A 14,127-nucleotide genomic window follows, 5' to 3' on the forward strand; every position below is an offset into this window, starting at 1 on the left:
GCGGCCGGCCCGGCCCGGCCGCCGACCCGTCAGTCCTCGCCGTGATAGCCGCGCAGCTCGCGGCGCGTCTCATGACGGCTCCGGCGGCGCTCGTCGCGGCGGAAGTAGTAGCCCGTGCACTCGCGGCAGCCGTTGTGCATGGTGTCGGCGAAGCGGGCGGTCACCACCCAGTAGCAGCCCCGCGCGGGGCGGATCACCGGTGCTGCCGTGGCGTCGATCCGGTCCGGCAGCGTGCACGTCCCGAAGCGATGATCATGCTGCGGCCGGCAGGTCACCATCGGCCGCTCGGCCAGCTTCACCCACCACGGCCTGGTCTTGTCGGTCCTGCTCATACGGTCGCCTTTCGGCTCCGTGACACCCCGGGATGGGGCTGTCATGAGCACCGGTGCACCGTGATCACCTCCGACGTGGCCTGCGACGTCACCCCACGATACGACAGCCGGGCGACCCCGATCGGGTACGGCCCGGCCTGTCGCACCGTTCCGCCTTGTCCACCGCGACCGGCTCCGCTGCACTCGGCACCATGAACCTTCTGCGATCAGCGACGAGCGGGGCCGTGGCCGTGCTCGTCCTCGCCCTGGCCGGCCCCGCGGTGGCGGCACCACCGATGGGCACCCTGGAACTGCGCTACGCCGGCGACCTGGTGACCGCCACCCAGGTCGCCGACAGCAGCGGCAACAATCTGCACGGCAGCATCCTCACCGGCGGCGGCGGTGCCGTGACCTCGGTGGCCGGACCCGGCGGCGACCCGTTCCTGCGTTTCCCGGGCGGAAGCTGCACCGTCGCGCCGTGTCCACAAGCGATCATCCAACCGGCCAGCAGCATCACACTGGTCCCGGACGACGGCGGCGAGGGCCGGTTCGTGTTCGGCGCCGACATCCGCCTCACCGAGCCGCCGTCCCCGGCCGCCGGCATGAACGTCTTCCAGTTCGGCGCGGCGGGGGCGGGCGTCAGCCAGTGGAAGATGCAGGTCGACTACGGCCGGCCCTCGTGCCGGTGGTCGGACGGCACCCGGTTCGTCCTGCTGCCGGCCGGCCCCGAGGACTTCCAGCTGAGGCTCGGCCGGTGGTACCGGGTGACCTGCGTACGGCTGTCCCCGGTGCTGTTCCAGATCCGCGTCCACGACCGGCAGACCGGGCGTCAGGTCCTGCCGCCCGCGCAGCAGACCGGTCCGCTGGACGACATCCTGCCCAGCGGCGCCGTGGTCATCGGCGGCAAGCGCATCCGGGCGACCCAGAGTGACGTCGACACCGACCAGTTCCACGGCGACCTCGATACCCTCGAGTTCGGCCGCCGGCAGCTGCCTTCCGACTCCTGAGCGTCCCGGCGCCGGCCGCTCGTCAGGGCAGCCGGCGCCGGCCCGCGAAACCCAGGTCGAGGCGGTGGTACCAGCCCAGCTCGGTCTCACCCTCGAGCCAGCACAGCAGCACCGGCACCCCGTCGAGGTCGGCCGGGAAGTCGACCAGCAGCGGCGCGACGCCCTTGAGCTCGGCCCCGGTCTCCTGCACCTCGGTCATCAGCTCGTTGAGCCGGGCCTCGGCGGCCTTCTGCTCGGGCAGCCCGCCCAGCGCCGTCGGCGTGCCCCCGACGGCCAGCGCGGCGGACAGCTCGACCATGTCGGCCCGGACGACGACCAGCTCGTCGAGCACCGGCCGCAGCCGGGCCAGCTCGATGCGGGCCTGCGCCGGCGTGAACAACCCCATGGCCGCAAGTCTGTCACCTGGGTTGGTCGCGGCAGCCGCCGGTGTCAGGCCGGGCAGAACTGCGCTTCGAGGATGTCGTTGAAGGCGCCCAGGCCGCTCCAGTCGCCGTTGATCTGGCTGGCGACCAGGTGACTGCCGTCGCGGGTGCCCATCACATAGGCCCAGGAACCGAAGGTGGCGCCGCCGTTACCCCACACGGTGGTGCCACAGGTCAGCGTTTGTGCGAACACGCCCAGCCCGTATCGGGTGCCGGGAATCCACCCGGCGCCGTCGGTGGGGACGGTGGTGAGCATCTGTGACAGCTGAGCGGCGGGCAGGATCCGGCCACCGAGCAACGCGCTGAAGAAATGGTTGAGGTCGGCGGTGGTCGAGATCAGGCCCCCGGCGGACCAGGCGAATGTCTGATTCATTTCGGTGGCGTCGTGAATCGTCGGGTCCGGGTCCGGGGAGAACAGCGTGGAATAGTGCACGGGGTGCGGGCCGCGGATGTCGGGCTCATCCCCGGGCAGATAGGTTCCGGTCAGGCCGAGCGGGCGGATGATGCGCCGGTCGAGCTCGTCACCGAAGGACGCTCCGGTGACTCGTTCGACGATCATGGCGGCCAGCACGTAGTTGGTATTGGAGTATCTGAACCGCTCGCCGGGCCTGCCCGTGGGCGGGTGCGACAGGGCGATCTTCACGAGCTGTTCCGGGGTGTAGTGGTCGTAGCGGTGCTCGAACCACGCGCTGCCCACGGCGTTGGCGGCGAAGCCCGGGTCCTGGACGTAGTTGAAGAGGCCGCTGGTCTGGTTGAGCAGGTGCCGGACCGTGATGGTGCGGCCGTCGTCGTGGCTGCTCCGAACGAGGCCCGGCAGCCATCGCTCGACGGTGTCATCGAGACTCAGACGGCCCTCGCCGGCCAGGTGCAGCACCACAGTCGCGGTGAAGGCTTTGGTGGCGCTGCCGATCCGGAACCGTTCACCCGGTTCACGCGGGCGGCCGGTTCCGGTGTCGGACACGCCGGCCGAACCGAACCACCGGGTCCGGCCCCGGCGTGTCTCGGCGACGATGCCCGGTGCGCCGAGGGTGTTCACCGCCCGGTCGAGTGCCTGTCGGACGCGGACCGACCCGGTGGCCGGGCCGGTGGCGGTGACGTCGCCTGCCTCGGGAATCATGCGGTTCATGACACTCCTTGAACGATCTTTTCGACAGCCGGAACGCTACGTTGCGTTCGGGAAGCCATCAATCCATTCCGGCCCCTCGGCGTCAATTCAAGCAGCTGAAACGCCACATCTTCAGTGCGATAACCATGACGGCGAACGCAACGCGGAAATTGCGCCGTTGCGATGAGCCGACGGCGAACGCAATAATGCGGCGACGAAATCGTCCCGGGAACGGAGGCCGATCCGATGCCGGCAGGCAGACTGACGCATCAGGACCGTCAGTACATCGCGGCGAGACTCGCCGAAGGCACCGCCTACGCCGAGATCGCCAGGCGGCTGGCCAAACCCACATCCACCATCAGCCGTGAGGTGAACCGCAACGGCGGCCCCCGCCGCTACCGGCCGGACCTGGCACAGCAGGCGACCGCGGCCCGGTCCCGGCGGCGACCCGGCCGGACCCCGGCGCCGGCAGCAGAGTCCGGTTCGACACACGGCCGTGACCCGCAAGCCGTCCGCCAGCTCGAGGAACGCCTCACCGCGATGATGGCCCAGACCGGCCTGTCCTCGATGGCCTCCCGGGTGCTCACCCGCCTGTTCACCGACGACACCGCAAAGCTCACCGCGGCGGAGCTCACCAGCCGGCTGCGGGTCAGCCCGGCGTCGGTGTCCAAGGCTGTCGGCGACCTCGAACGGCAAGGATTCCTCCGGCGGGAGCGCGACCCCCACCAACGCCGGGACTGTTACGTCGTCGACGACGACGTCTGGATCCGCGCCTGGCTGGCCAGCGCCCGGATGAACCTCCTGCTCGCCGAGACCGCGCGGCAGGGCGCGCACACCCTCGGCACCCATACTCCAGCCGGTGCCCGGCTCCGGGACACCAGCGAATTTCTCGATCACCTCAACCGTGACATGACACAAGCGGCCGAACACTGGCGCCGCTCACGGCAGCCGGCAGGAGCCCCGGGCTCCACGCCCGGACCGGGCTCTCATGCCGGTCAGGACGGCGACGCCCGCACCGGCTTCGCGCCGGACGCTCCGATCGCAGCGATTTGACAGGCTCGCCCGCCGCGGCCGTCGTCATCACGGGCGCCATGGCCGCCGGCAAGTCGACTGTCGCGCAAGGACTCGCCGAGCACTTCCCGCGCGCCGCGCATGTGCGTGGCGACGTCTTCCGCCGGATGGTCGTCTCCGAGCGGCGCGAGCTGGCACCCGAGGCCTCGGCCGAGGCGACCGCGCAGTTGTGGCTGCGCTATCAACTCACGACGACGGTCGCCGACGGTTATGCGCGGGCCGGCTTCACGGCGGTCGTCCAGGACGTCATCCTCGGGCCCGACCTCGCCCGATACGTGGATCTGCTCGCGACCCGGCCCCGCTTCGTCGTCGTCCTCGCGCCCCGCCCGGACGTGCTGGCCCGCCGAGAGCAGACCCGGACCAAGAAGGGGTACGGCGACTGGACCGTCACCGCCCTGGACCACGCGCTGCGCACCGGCACCCCGCGCCTCGGGCTGTGGCTCGACACGTCGCATCAGACGCCCGCCCAGACCGTGCAGGAGATCGTCGAGCGGCTGCCCGAGGCCCGGCTGCCGGACTGACCTCAGGCCGGCGCGATCCTCAGGGGTGCTGCCGGTTGCGCCAGGCCGTACGGGCCTCGGCCACCTGCACCAGTGCCTGCACCAGGGGCAGGGACTCCTCGGCGGCGGCCTCGCCGGCCTGTTCGAACTCGCTCATCCGGGACAGCTCCCAGAACGCGTACGCGTCGACGTCCGGGGTCAGCACCAGGTCCGCGTCGCGGGCCAGTTGTCCCTCGACGCCGGAGTGCAGGGTGCTGACCGCCACCATGATCTGCACCATCGTCTTCGGCGGGCGGCGCGGCAGCGGGCCGGACACGTCCACCGCCACCACGATGTCGGCGCCCATGCTGCGGGCCAGGGCGGCCGGGACCATGTCGACCAGGCTGCCGTCGACCAGCAGCATGTCGTCGCGGGTCACCGGCGGGAAGACCCCCGGGATCGCCGAGCTGGCCAGGACCGCGCTGGCCACCGGGCCCTCGTCCAGCACCACCCGCCGGGCGGTGGTGAGCTCGCAGGCCACCGTGGCGAACGGCAGGTCGAGGTCGGCGAACGTGCGGCCGTCGAGGGTCTTGTCGAGGAAGGTGCCCAGCCGGGACGTCTCGAACAGGGACCGGCCGGTGATGCTCGGGCGCACCAGGCGCGTCCAGTGCAGGGTGCGGGCCAGCGCGGAGATGTCCGGCGTGCTCATGCCGGCCGCGTAGAGCGCGCCGACCAGGGCGCCGGCGCTGCAGCCGGTGATCACCGACGGGGCCAGGCCGGCCTTGTCCAGGATGTTCAGCACGCCGATGTGGGCCGCGCCGCGCACGGCCCCGCCGCCGAGCGCCAGCCCGATGCGGACCGGTTCGGACTCGGCCGGCCGGTCGGGGTCTGTCAGCTCCATGCCCCCAGGGTGCAGGCCGCCGTGCCGCCTCACAAGCAGCTGGGTCACACCCGCTTGTGCGGCGTTCCGGCTCGTCGGGGCGGGGATGGGTGGTTTGCTGATCAGGTGGCGGACAACCTGCGATGGCGGCTGCTGACGGACCGGCGGGTCGGCACCAAGATCATGATCGCGGTGGGGATCATCGCGGCGTTCAGCGTGGCCGACGGCGCCTTCGCCCTCAGCAGCCTGGGCCGCACCAACAACCAGGTCAAGACGGTGTACGGGCACAGCCTGGAGCTGAACACCATAGGGGAACTGCGCAGTGCGGCGAACCTGGCCTGGCTCGCGGCCGACGACTACATCCTGGCCCGTGACGCCACCCAGCGCTCGGACGCGGCCACTGCCCTGAAAGACGCCGAGCAGGGCGTCGCCGCCACCTCCGCCGAGTACGAAGCCTTCCCGCTGGGCGCGGAGTCACGTGCGGCGGTCACCACCTTCGAGGGCGACTGGGCGCGCTACCAGACGCTCGTGGACGACCAGCTCGTCCCGGCCGTGACGACCGGTGACCGGGCCGCGGTGGAGGCGCTGCGCTCGGGCCCGCAACAGAACGAGCTCAACGCCCTGCGGGCCGACCTGGCCACACTGTCCGGGGCCACGGTGCAGGAAGCCGCTGCTCAGGAGGCCGGGGCGGAGGAGCTGTTCCACTCCACCCGGCTCTGGGTCATCGTCGTGCTGGCGGTCAGCGCGGTGGTCGGCCTGCTGCTGGCGGCCGGCATCGCTCAGTTGATCGTCCGGCCGCTGGCCCGCTGTGTGCGTACCCTCCAGCAGATCGGCCAGGGTGACCTGACCGCCCGGGTCCGGGTCGGCGGCCGCGACGAGATCGCCCAGCTCGGGGACACGCTCAACGCCACCGCCGAGGCGATGGCCGGCCTGGTCGGCAAGGTGACCGGCAGTTCCCAGACGCTGGCCTCGGCCTCCGAGCAGCTCTCCGCCGTGTCGCTGCAGCTCTCGGCCTCCGCCGAGGAGACCTCCGTGCAGGTCAGCACGGTCTCCTCGGCCGCCGGCCAGGTGTCGGACAGCGTCCGGGCGGTCGCGGCCGGCGCCGACGAGATGGGCGTGTCGATCCGGGCGATCGCCGACAACGCCGGCGAGGCGGCCGAGGTGGCCGCCGGGGCCGCGCGCACCGCCGAGGCGACCAACACCAGTGTGGCCCGCCTCGGTGCGGCCTCGACCCAGATCGGCGACGTGGTCCGGCTGATCACCGCGATCGCCCAGCAGACCAACCTGCTCGCCCTCAACGCGACGATCGAGGCGGCCCGCGCCGGGGAGATGGGCAAGGGCTTCGCCGTGGTGGCCAGCGAGGTCAAGGACCTGGCCCAGGAGACCGCCCGGGCCACCGAGGACATCTCCACCCAGGTCGCCTCGATCCAGGCCGAGAGCGACGGCGCGGTCGAGGCGATCCGCGAGATCGGCCAGGTGATCACGACCATCAACGGCTACACCACCACGATCGCCTCGGCGGTGGCCGAGCAGACCGCGACCACCGGCGAGATCGCGCACAGCGTCGGCACCGCCGCGGCCGGCTCGGCCAGCATCGCGGAGACGATCTCGGGCGTCGCGGAGGCGGCCCAGCAGGTCACCAGCGGCGCCACCGAGACCCAGCAGACCGCGGCCGAGCTGGCCCGGATGGCCGCCGAGCTCAGCAGCACGGTCTCGGTCTACCGGGTCTGAATTCATCCGCGCGGGCTCCGCAGCCGTATCACCGCCCATGAGAGTCCTGCTGGTGGAAGACGACGTGTCGATCGCCGAACCGCTGATCGACGGCCTGGCCCGGTACGGCATCACCGCGGACCACGTCACCACCGGTGCGGCCGCACTCGCCGCGGCGCCACCCGACGTGGTCCTCTTCGACCTCGGCAAGCGCGACACCGGGCGCGTCGAGGCCTGCCGCAAGCTGCGCGGCGACGGTGACGTCCCGATGATCCTGCTGACCGGGCGCGGCGGCGTGCACGACCGCAGCCTCGGCCGGGAGCTCGGCGTCGAGGACCTGGTGGGGCAGCCCTACCGGGTGCCGGAGCTGGTCGCCCGGATGCGTGCGGCCACCCGCCGGGCCCGCGGGGTGCCGGCCCAGGAGCCGATCCGCCGGTACGGGCCCCTGGCCATCGACACCCGCACCCGGCAGATCCGCCTGCACGGCGTGCCGATCCCGCTCGCCCCCAAGGAGTACGACCTGCTCGTGCTGCTGGCCGCCGAACCGGGCGCGGTCGTCGCCCGCCGGCACATCCTCGACACCGTGTGGGAGCCCGACTTCCTCGGTCCCGGCAAGACGCTGGACTTCCACGTGGCCAGCCTGCGCAGCAAGCTCGGCGACGCCAAGTGGATCGAGAACCGCCGCGGCGTCGGCTTCCGCCTCGTCGTCCCGGCCTGACCCGGCCTGAACCGGCCTGAACCGGCCTGAACTTTGGCGGCCGCGGCGGTCAGGCGGTGTCGAGCTCGGCCAGCACGGCCCGGTGGTCGCTGCCCGGCGCCCGCAGCACCCAGGACCGCTGGGTCGACATGCCGCGCTGCAGGATGTGATCCGGGCGCAGCACCGGCAGCTCGGCCGGCCAGGTGAAGCCGAAACCCGCGCCGGCCTCCTGCTGGGTGTCGCGCAGCGGTGCGAACGCGTCGAACTGCCGGTCGGTGGTGGCGGTGTTCAGGTCGCCGGCCACCAGCACCCGCGGGCTCTCGTCGGCGGCCACCGCGGCGGCCAGCGCGGCGATCGTCTGGTCGCGTTCGGCGGTCGCGGCCGGGCGGGCCGAGGCCAGATGCGCGGCGTAGATGCGGACCGGGCCGTCGGCGCTGGGCACGGTGACCCGCAGCGCCCGGGTCCAGCCGATGCCGATGTCGACCGGGCTGGCCTCGGTCAGCGGCAGCGTGCTCCACAACCCGACGGTGCCGGTCACCGCGTGGTACGCGTACCCGCCGGCGAGCTCGCGCTGGGCCGCGGCGAGGTTGGCCGGGGTCAGTTCCTGCAGCACCAGCACGTCGGGCGCGGCGGTCAGCACCGCGCGTACCGCCGGCCCGGGGCTCGGATTCCCGGCGCCCAGGTTCAGGGTCGCCACCCGCAGGTCGTGGTGGTCGGCCGCCGAGCGTGGCACCAGCACGGGCCCGAACATCGCCGCCCAGAACACCGCGGGCAGCAGGCAGACGACGAAGGTCCGCGACGAGCGGCGCAGCGCCGCCACCGCGAGCAGGGCCGGCACCAGCAGGCCGAGCCACGGCAGCCCGCTGTCCAGGGCCGTGCCGAGTGCTCCGGGCACCAGCCGGTGCAGGGCCAGCACCGCGGCCAGAGTGACGGCGGCGACGGCGGTGAGGGCGCTGCCCACGCGCACATGCCGTCGATCCATCCGTCCAGCCTAATGAGTGCCGCGCAGCGCGGAGCCGGGACGCGATCCGGTCAGCCGAGCGGGAGCAGATCGGCGGGGGAGCCGTCGGTCCAGCCGTCCTCGAGCACGGCCAGGGCGTCCGCCGCGGCGGCACCGGCCAGGCTCGCGGGCCGGCTCCCGGGCACCACCACGGCGTGGTCACCGGCGAGGCGGACCGGCACCAGGCGGGTCACCGGCGCGGTGACGACCACGTCACCACGCACCGGCAGGCGGGTGGCGAGCGGCACGGAACGGCCGGTGAGGGCGTACAGCAGGGGTTGCAGCACCGTCACCGCCGCGACCAGGCCGGCGAACGGATTGCCCGGCAGCCCGGCGATCCACCGCCCGCCCGGCAGCGCGGCCAGCAGCTGCGGTCCGCCCGGCCGGCAGGCCACCCGGTCGACGAGCCGCCGCGCGGCGACCTTCTCCAGCACCCGGTGCAGATGGTCGGCCGCGCCGGCCGACGAGGAGCCGGTCACCACGACCACGTCGGCGTCCGGGGCGGTCAGGCGCTCGGCCAGCAGGCCCGGATCGTCGCGCAGCACCAGCCGCTCGGCCACCACCGCCCCCGCGGCCGTGGCCAGGGCCGAGACCATCGGCCCGAAGACGTCGCGGACCTGCCCGGTGGCCGGGACCCCGCGGCTGACCACCTCGTCGCCGGTGACCAGCAGCCGGACCCGGGGCTGCCGGTGCACCGGCACGCTGTCGGCGCCGCCCTGGGCCAGCAGCCCGGCCACCGCGGGCGTGATGAGCCGGCCGGCACCAGCCAGTTCGCTGCCGGCCCGGGCGTCCTCACCGGCCCGCCGGATGTGCGCCTTACCGGCGGGCGTCGTGCCGCTCAGGTCGGCGGTCTCGTACGGCAGCACCGCCACCGTCCCGGCGGGCACGACCGCACCCGTCATGATCTCCACCGCCTGACCCGGCCCGAGCTCGTGCGTCCACCCCGGCCCGCCGGCCAGGATCCGCCCGATGACCTGCCACGGGCCGGCGCCGGCCACGGCGTAACCGTCCATCGCCGCGGTGTCGAAGCCGGGCAGGTCGGCCCGGGCCAGGACCGGAGCGGCCAGCACCCGGCCCACGGCCCGATCCAGCGGGACGTCCTCGGCCGGCAGCGCGGAGGCGGCCTCGGCGGCGATCAGACGGGCGGCACGCCACGGGGTGGCACTGTCGGTGGTTGGCATCGCTGCCAGTGTCACATCCGCTGTTCGACGCGGCCCGCCGACCTGCGCCTGGTGAGCCAGCGCAGCACCTGCCGGGCGTGCGAGGCCGGCTGGGGGATGGGATGGAAGACGTGCTCGACCACGCCGTCGGCCACGATCAGGGTGAGGCGCTCGTACAGGGTCATGTCGCCGGCGGCGAACGTCGGCAGGCCCAGCGCCTGCGCGCAGATCAGCTGCGGGTCGGGGAGCAGCGGGTAGGGCAGCCGCAGCCGGTGCACGAGCTCCCGCTGATAGCCGCTGGACTGTGCGGAGAGCCCGTAGACCCGGGCCGCGCCGGCGGTGCGCAGCTCCGCGTGATGGTCGCGGAACCACGCGGCCTGCTCGGTGCCGCCGCGCGCCCCCGCGATCTCCAGCGGCCCGTTCGGCAGGTCGACGCCGGGACGCCCGGTCAGCGGGTACACGAAGATGACGCTGCGGCCCGGACCCAGCGCACCGAGATCCACCGGCCGCCCGTCGGTGCCGTAGAACTCCAGCGCCGGCAACCGGTGGCCGACCAGGGCGCCGGGATCCGCGCCCGGCGCCGGGCGGCCGGTCACGACCCGGCCGGCGGCCTCGTCGAGCCGGGCGTCGAGGGCCTCCCGCTGGGCGGTCAGCCGGCCGATGCGTTCCTGCAGGCCGGTGATGGTGCTGCGGTACGTGGCCAGCGCCGCCGCGCACACGTCCGCCTCCCCGGCCCCCAAGGCGATCGACTCCACGAACGGGCGGGTCTCCTCGACGCTGAGTCCCAGCGCCATGAGCTCGCGGATCTGCGCGACCAGCCGTACGGCGACGGGGTCGTACTCGCGGTAGCCGTTGCCCAGCCGCCGCGGCACGACCAGCCCGGCCGTCTCGTAGTACCGCAGCGCCCGGACCGTCGTCCCGGTCCGCCGCGCCAGCTCACCCACCCGCATCCGACAGACCCTAAACCCGCACCCCCGGGTACGGGTCAAGGTGTTCATCAACGCCCTTCCGCAACCCGTCCCCGCTGGCCAGGCTGGCCCCATGACGAAGATCGAAAGCGTGACCGGACGGCAGGTGCTCGACAGCCGCGGCAACCCGACGGTGGAGGTCGACGTGGTGCTCACCGACGGCTCCCGGGGCCGGGCGGCGGTCCCGTCCGGGGCGTCGACCGGCACCCACGAGGCGGTCGAGTTACGCGACGGCGACCCGGCCCGCTTCCACGGCCGCGAGGTGCGCCGGGCGGTCGCCGCCGTCAACGGCGAGATCGCCGCGGCGGTGACCGGCCTGGACGCCGAGAACCAGGCCCGGGTGGACCGGACCATGACCGAGCTCGACGGTACGCCCGGCAAGTCCCGCCTCGGCGCCAACGCGATCCTCGGCGTCTCCCTGGCCACCGTGAAAGCCGCCGCGCAGGCGCACCACCAGCCGCTCTACCGCTACGTCGGCGGGGTCGGCGCCCGCCTGCTGCCGGTGCCGATGATGAACATCGTCAACGGCGGTGCGCACGCCGACAACCCGCTCGACTTCCAGGAGTTCATGATCGCGCCGGTGGGCGCGCCGACCTTCTTCGAGGCGGTCCGGATGGGCGCCGAGGTCTTCCACACCCTGAAGAGGTCCCTGGCCGCGGCCGGCCACAACACCAACGTCGGCGACGAGGGCGGCTTCGCACCGCGGTTCGCCACCGCGGACGAGGCCCTGGAGTTCGTGCTGCGCGCCATCGAGGACACCGGCTACAAGCCCGGCACCGACATCAGCATCTGCCTCGACCCGGCCGCGTCCGAGTTCTTCTCCGGCGGCCGCTACCGCTACGCGGGCGAGGACCGTGACCGCACGGTCGAGGAGCAGGTCGACTATCTCGAGGCGCTGCTGGCCCGCTACCCGATCAGCTCGCTGGAGGACCCGATGGCCGAGGACGACATCACCGGCTGGCAGCTGCTGACCGGCCGCACCGGCGACCGGGTGCAACTGGTCGGCGACGACGTCTTCTGCACCGACGCCGACCGGCTGCGCGCCGGCATCGAGGGCGGCTACGCCAACGCCATCCTGGTGAAGCTCAACCAGATCGGCACCCTGACCGAGACGCTGGCCACGGTGGACGCGGCCCACAAGGCCGGCTACCGGGTGGTCATGTCGCACCGCTCGGGCGAGACCGAGGACACCACCATCGCGGACCTTGCGGTGGCGGTCGGCTGCGGCCAGATCAAGACCGGCTCACTGTCGCGTTCGGACCGTACGGCGAAGTACAACCAGCTCATCCGCATCGAGGAGGAGCTGGGCGACACCGCCCGGTACGCCGGCTGTCCTTGACCGTCGGCGGACCGGGCGGCACGCTACGAAGGATGACGATCACCCGCCGTACCCTGCTGGGAGCCGCCGCCGTCGCGGGCGGCGGCACCCTCGTCCCCGGAGCGGCCCAGGCCGCGCCCCGCCGCGCCGTCCGACCCCCGATGCTGCGCCCCGGCGACCGGGTCCGGGTCATCGCCACCGGCTCGGCGCCGGACACCCGCCTGGCCCGCGGCGTCGAGATCCTGCGCGGCTTCGGCCTCGAGGTCGAGCTGGGCGCCCACGTCAACGACAAGTTCGGCTACCTGGCCGGCACCGACGAGGCGCGCCTGGCCGACCTGAACGCGGCCTTCCGCGACCCCGGCGTCCGGGGCGTCTTCGCCGCCCGCGGCGGCTACGGCACCCAGCGCATCGTGGACGGGCTGGACCTGGCCGCCGTCCGCCGCGACCCCCGCGTCCTGGTCGGCTTCAGCGACCTGACCGCGCTGATCGGCCGGCTGTGGCGCGGCGCCCGGCTGGTCAGCTTCTACGGCCCGATGGTCAACTGGACCGACTCCCGCACCGGCCCGGTGGAGATCGAGTCGCTGCGCAAGGCGATCATGACGACCGACCCGGTGGTGCTGACCCGGGACCCGGCCGAACCGAGCGCGGCGGTGCACGTGCCGGGCACGGCGACGGGCACGCTGCTGGGCGGCAACCTGACGATCCTGCAGACCGGCTACGGCACCCGCGACTTCCCCGACCTGACCGGGGCGATCCTGATGTTCGAGGACGTCGACGAGGCGCCGTACAGCTACGACCGGATGCTGACCCAGCTGCGCCGGGCGGGCGCGCTGCGCGGGATCAGGGGCATCGCGATCGGCCAGTTCACCAACGCCCCGGTGACCGAGGGCCAGTGGACGGCGGCGCAGGCGGTCCAGGACCGGGTCGGCGACCTGGGCGTGCCGGTGCTGGGCGGGCTGCGCATCGGGCACGGCAACGGGCAGCTGACCGTGCCGCTGGGCACGAAGGCCACGATCGACACCGCGGCCGGCACTCTCCGGATCGCCCCGGGCGTGACGGCCAGATCCTGATCCCGCCGGGTCTCAGGTCGAGACCGGGCGGTCGGCTCCGACTCCAGGGTGGAAGTCGTTGCTCGACCCAGGGAGATGACCATGACCGCTGTCACCGCACCGTCTGCTGCTGCCCGTACCCTCCGTCCGGTCTGGCTGGTCAGCGTGCTGGCCGGGATCGCCGCGGCCGTCGCCACCGAGCTCTACGGCCTGGCCGCCGGCGCGGCCGGGGTGCCGATGGCCGCCGGCAGCATCGGCGCCTCGACCGCCGGGTCGATCGGGGCCGGTCTGTTCGCCTTCGGCGTGGCGGTCTCCGTCTTCTGGGGCACGATTCTGGCCGTGCTGCTCCACCGGTACGCCCGCGGCCCGGCCCGCACCTACCTGTGGACGACCATCGCCCTGACCGCGGTGTCGTTCGCCGGTCCGGCCTTCGCGGGCGCCACCGCCACCTCGACCAAGCTGATGCTGACCGGCGCCCACGTGCTCGCCGCGGTCATCGTCATCCCCGTGGTCACCCGGCGTCTGGCGGTCCGTCGGTGAGGGCGAGTTCCAGCAGCCCGCCGAGCTGATCGAGCTGTCCGGCGGTCAGCCGGCCCAGAGATCGGGCGAGCACCTCGGCAGCCCGGCGCCCGCCCTCGACCCGGATGTGCTCGCCCTTGGCGGTGATGCGATGGCGGATGGCCCGGCCGGGTCCCGGCTCGCGTTCGATGAGGCCGCGGTCGGCCATCCGGGTGGCCAGGGTGCCGAAGGCCTGGTCGGTCTGGAACGTCAGCCGGGCCAGGTCGTGCAGCGACGCGCCGGGGTTCTCGTGCAGGTGGCGCAGCGTGTCCCACTGGACGAGGGAGACGCCGAGATCGGTGAGGGCGGTGGTCATCGCGCGGTGGTGGCGGTGCTGGAGGCGTTTGACCAGCAGGCCGACCTCTTGAACGTTTCTGGCCATGGTGAGCAGC

At 73.2% G+C, this 14,127-nt stretch carries 16 protein-coding genes; 8 read left to right on the top strand and 8 right to left on the bottom strand.

The window, feature by feature from the left end:
- Positions 1-29: 29 nt before the first annotated feature.
- Positions 30-332: a hypothetical protein gene (locus ACQP2Y_RS23625; protein ID WP_433716905.1), complete on the bottom strand. Its 303-nt coding sequence runs from the start codon at positions 330-332 to the stop codon at positions 30-32.
- A gap of 191 nt (positions 333-523) precedes the next feature.
- Here ACQP2Y_RS23625 and ACQP2Y_RS23630 point away from each other — a divergent pair, with 191 nt between their 5' ends.
- A complete protein-coding gene (locus ACQP2Y_RS23630) occupies positions 524-1,318 on the top strand; it encodes a hypothetical protein (RefSeq protein WP_433716907.1) in 795 nt (264 codons plus the stop codon).
- A 22-nt stretch (positions 1,319-1,340) separates the two neighbouring features.
- Here ACQP2Y_RS23630 and ACQP2Y_RS23635 read toward each other — a convergent pair whose 3' ends face one another.
- Both ACQP2Y_RS23635 and ACQP2Y_RS23640 read right to left on the bottom strand, forming a co-directional pair.
- Complete coding sequence (locus ACQP2Y_RS23635) at positions 1,341-1,703, bottom strand: DUF2203 domain-containing protein (RefSeq protein ID WP_433716909.1); 363 nt, start codon at positions 1,701-1,703, stop codon at positions 1,341-1,343.
- A gap of 44 nt (positions 1,704-1,747) precedes the next feature.
- Entirely contained in the window at positions 1,748-2,866 is a 1,119-nt protein-coding gene (locus ACQP2Y_RS23640) for a serine hydrolase domain-containing protein (protein WP_433716911.1), read from the bottom strand.
- A gap of 225 nt (positions 2,867-3,091) precedes the next feature.
- Here ACQP2Y_RS23640 and ACQP2Y_RS23645 point away from each other — a divergent pair, with 225 nt between their 5' ends.
- Entirely contained in the window at positions 3,092-3,898 is an 807-nt protein-coding gene (locus tag ACQP2Y_RS23645) for a MarR family transcriptional regulator (RefSeq protein ID WP_433716913.1), read from the top strand.
- 38 nt (positions 3,899-3,936) lie between these two features.
- Positions 3,937-4,437 carry an AAA family ATPase gene (locus ACQP2Y_RS23650; RefSeq protein ID WP_433716915.1) on the top strand — a complete coding sequence of 167 codons (501 nt, stop codon included), beginning with the start codon at positions 3,937-3,939 and terminating at the stop codon, positions 4,435-4,437.
- 19 nt (positions 4,438-4,456) lie between these two features.
- Here ACQP2Y_RS23650 and ACQP2Y_RS23655 read toward each other — a convergent pair whose 3' ends face one another.
- Positions 4,457-5,296: a patatin-like phospholipase family protein gene (locus ACQP2Y_RS23655; protein WP_433716917.1), complete on the bottom strand. Its 840-nt coding sequence runs from the start codon at positions 5,294-5,296 to the stop codon at positions 4,457-4,459.
- 105 nt (positions 5,297-5,401) lie between these two features.
- On the opposite strand from ACQP2Y_RS23655, the gene ACQP2Y_RS23660 reads away from it, so the two are divergent.
- Positions 5,402-7,006, top strand: a complete 1,605-nt coding sequence (locus ACQP2Y_RS23660) for a methyl-accepting chemotaxis protein (protein ID WP_433716919.1) — start codon at positions 5,402-5,404, stop codon at positions 7,004-7,006.
- A 52-nt stretch (positions 7,007-7,058) separates the two neighbouring features.
- Entirely contained in the window at positions 7,059-7,703 is a 645-nt protein-coding gene (locus ACQP2Y_RS23665; protein WP_433716922.1) for a winged helix-turn-helix domain-containing protein, read from the top strand.
- 49 nt (positions 7,704-7,752) lie between these two features.
- On the opposite strand, the gene ACQP2Y_RS23670 is transcribed toward ACQP2Y_RS23665, so the two are convergent.
- From ACQP2Y_RS23670 to ACQP2Y_RS23680, 3 genes are read right to left on the bottom strand one after another with little or no spacing between them, the layout of a single operon-like run.
- Positions 7,753-8,664 carry an endonuclease/exonuclease/phosphatase family protein gene (locus tag ACQP2Y_RS23670; RefSeq protein ID WP_433716924.1) on the bottom strand — a complete coding sequence of 304 codons (912 nt, stop codon included), beginning with the start codon at positions 8,662-8,664 and terminating at the stop codon, positions 7,753-7,755.
- Positions 8,665-8,714: 50 nt separating this feature from the next.
- Positions 8,715-9,863, bottom strand: coding sequence for a molybdopterin molybdotransferase MoeA (locus ACQP2Y_RS23675; RefSeq protein WP_433716926.1), 1,149 nt, complete (start codon positions 9,861-9,863; stop codon positions 8,715-8,717).
- 11 nt (positions 9,864-9,874) lie between these two features.
- Entirely contained in the window at positions 9,875-10,792 is a 918-nt protein-coding gene (locus ACQP2Y_RS23680; RefSeq protein ID WP_433716928.1) for a MerR family transcriptional regulator, read from the bottom strand.
- 91 nt (positions 10,793-10,883) lie between these two features.
- Here ACQP2Y_RS23680 and eno point away from each other — a divergent pair, with 91 nt between their 5' ends.
- The 3 genes from eno (at position 10,884) to ACQP2Y_RS23695 (ending at position 13,717) form a co-directional block, all read left to right on the top strand.
- The gene (gene eno / locus ACQP2Y_RS23685) at positions 10,884-12,149 is read left to right on the top strand and encodes a phosphopyruvate hydratase (RefSeq protein ID WP_433716930.1); all 1,266 of its coding nucleotides are present in this window, start codon (positions 10,884-10,886) and stop codon (positions 12,147-12,149) included.
- Between the two features lie 140 nt (positions 12,150-12,289).
- On the top strand, positions 12,290-13,198 hold the full coding sequence (locus ACQP2Y_RS23690) for a S66 peptidase family protein (protein WP_433732043.1): 909 nt from the start codon (positions 12,290-12,292) through the stop codon (positions 13,196-13,198).
- A gap of 81 nt (positions 13,199-13,279) precedes the next feature.
- Positions 13,280-13,717, top strand: a complete 438-nt coding sequence (locus ACQP2Y_RS23695) for a DUF6069 family protein (protein WP_433716932.1) — start codon at positions 13,280-13,282, stop codon at positions 13,715-13,717.
- Here ACQP2Y_RS23695 and ACQP2Y_RS23700 read toward each other — a convergent pair.
- Entirely contained in the window at positions 13,689-14,117 is a 429-nt protein-coding gene (locus ACQP2Y_RS23700; protein WP_433716934.1) for a MarR family winged helix-turn-helix transcriptional regulator, read from the bottom strand. The two genes, ACQP2Y_RS23695 and ACQP2Y_RS23700, sit on opposite strands and share 29 nt — an antisense overlap.
- Positions 14,118-14,127 lie beyond the last annotated feature (10 nt).

Source organism: Actinoplanes sp. CA-051413, assembly GCF_050955795.1.
Taxonomy (GTDB): Bacteria; Actinomycetota; Actinomycetes; order Mycobacteriales; family Micromonosporaceae; genus Actinoplanes.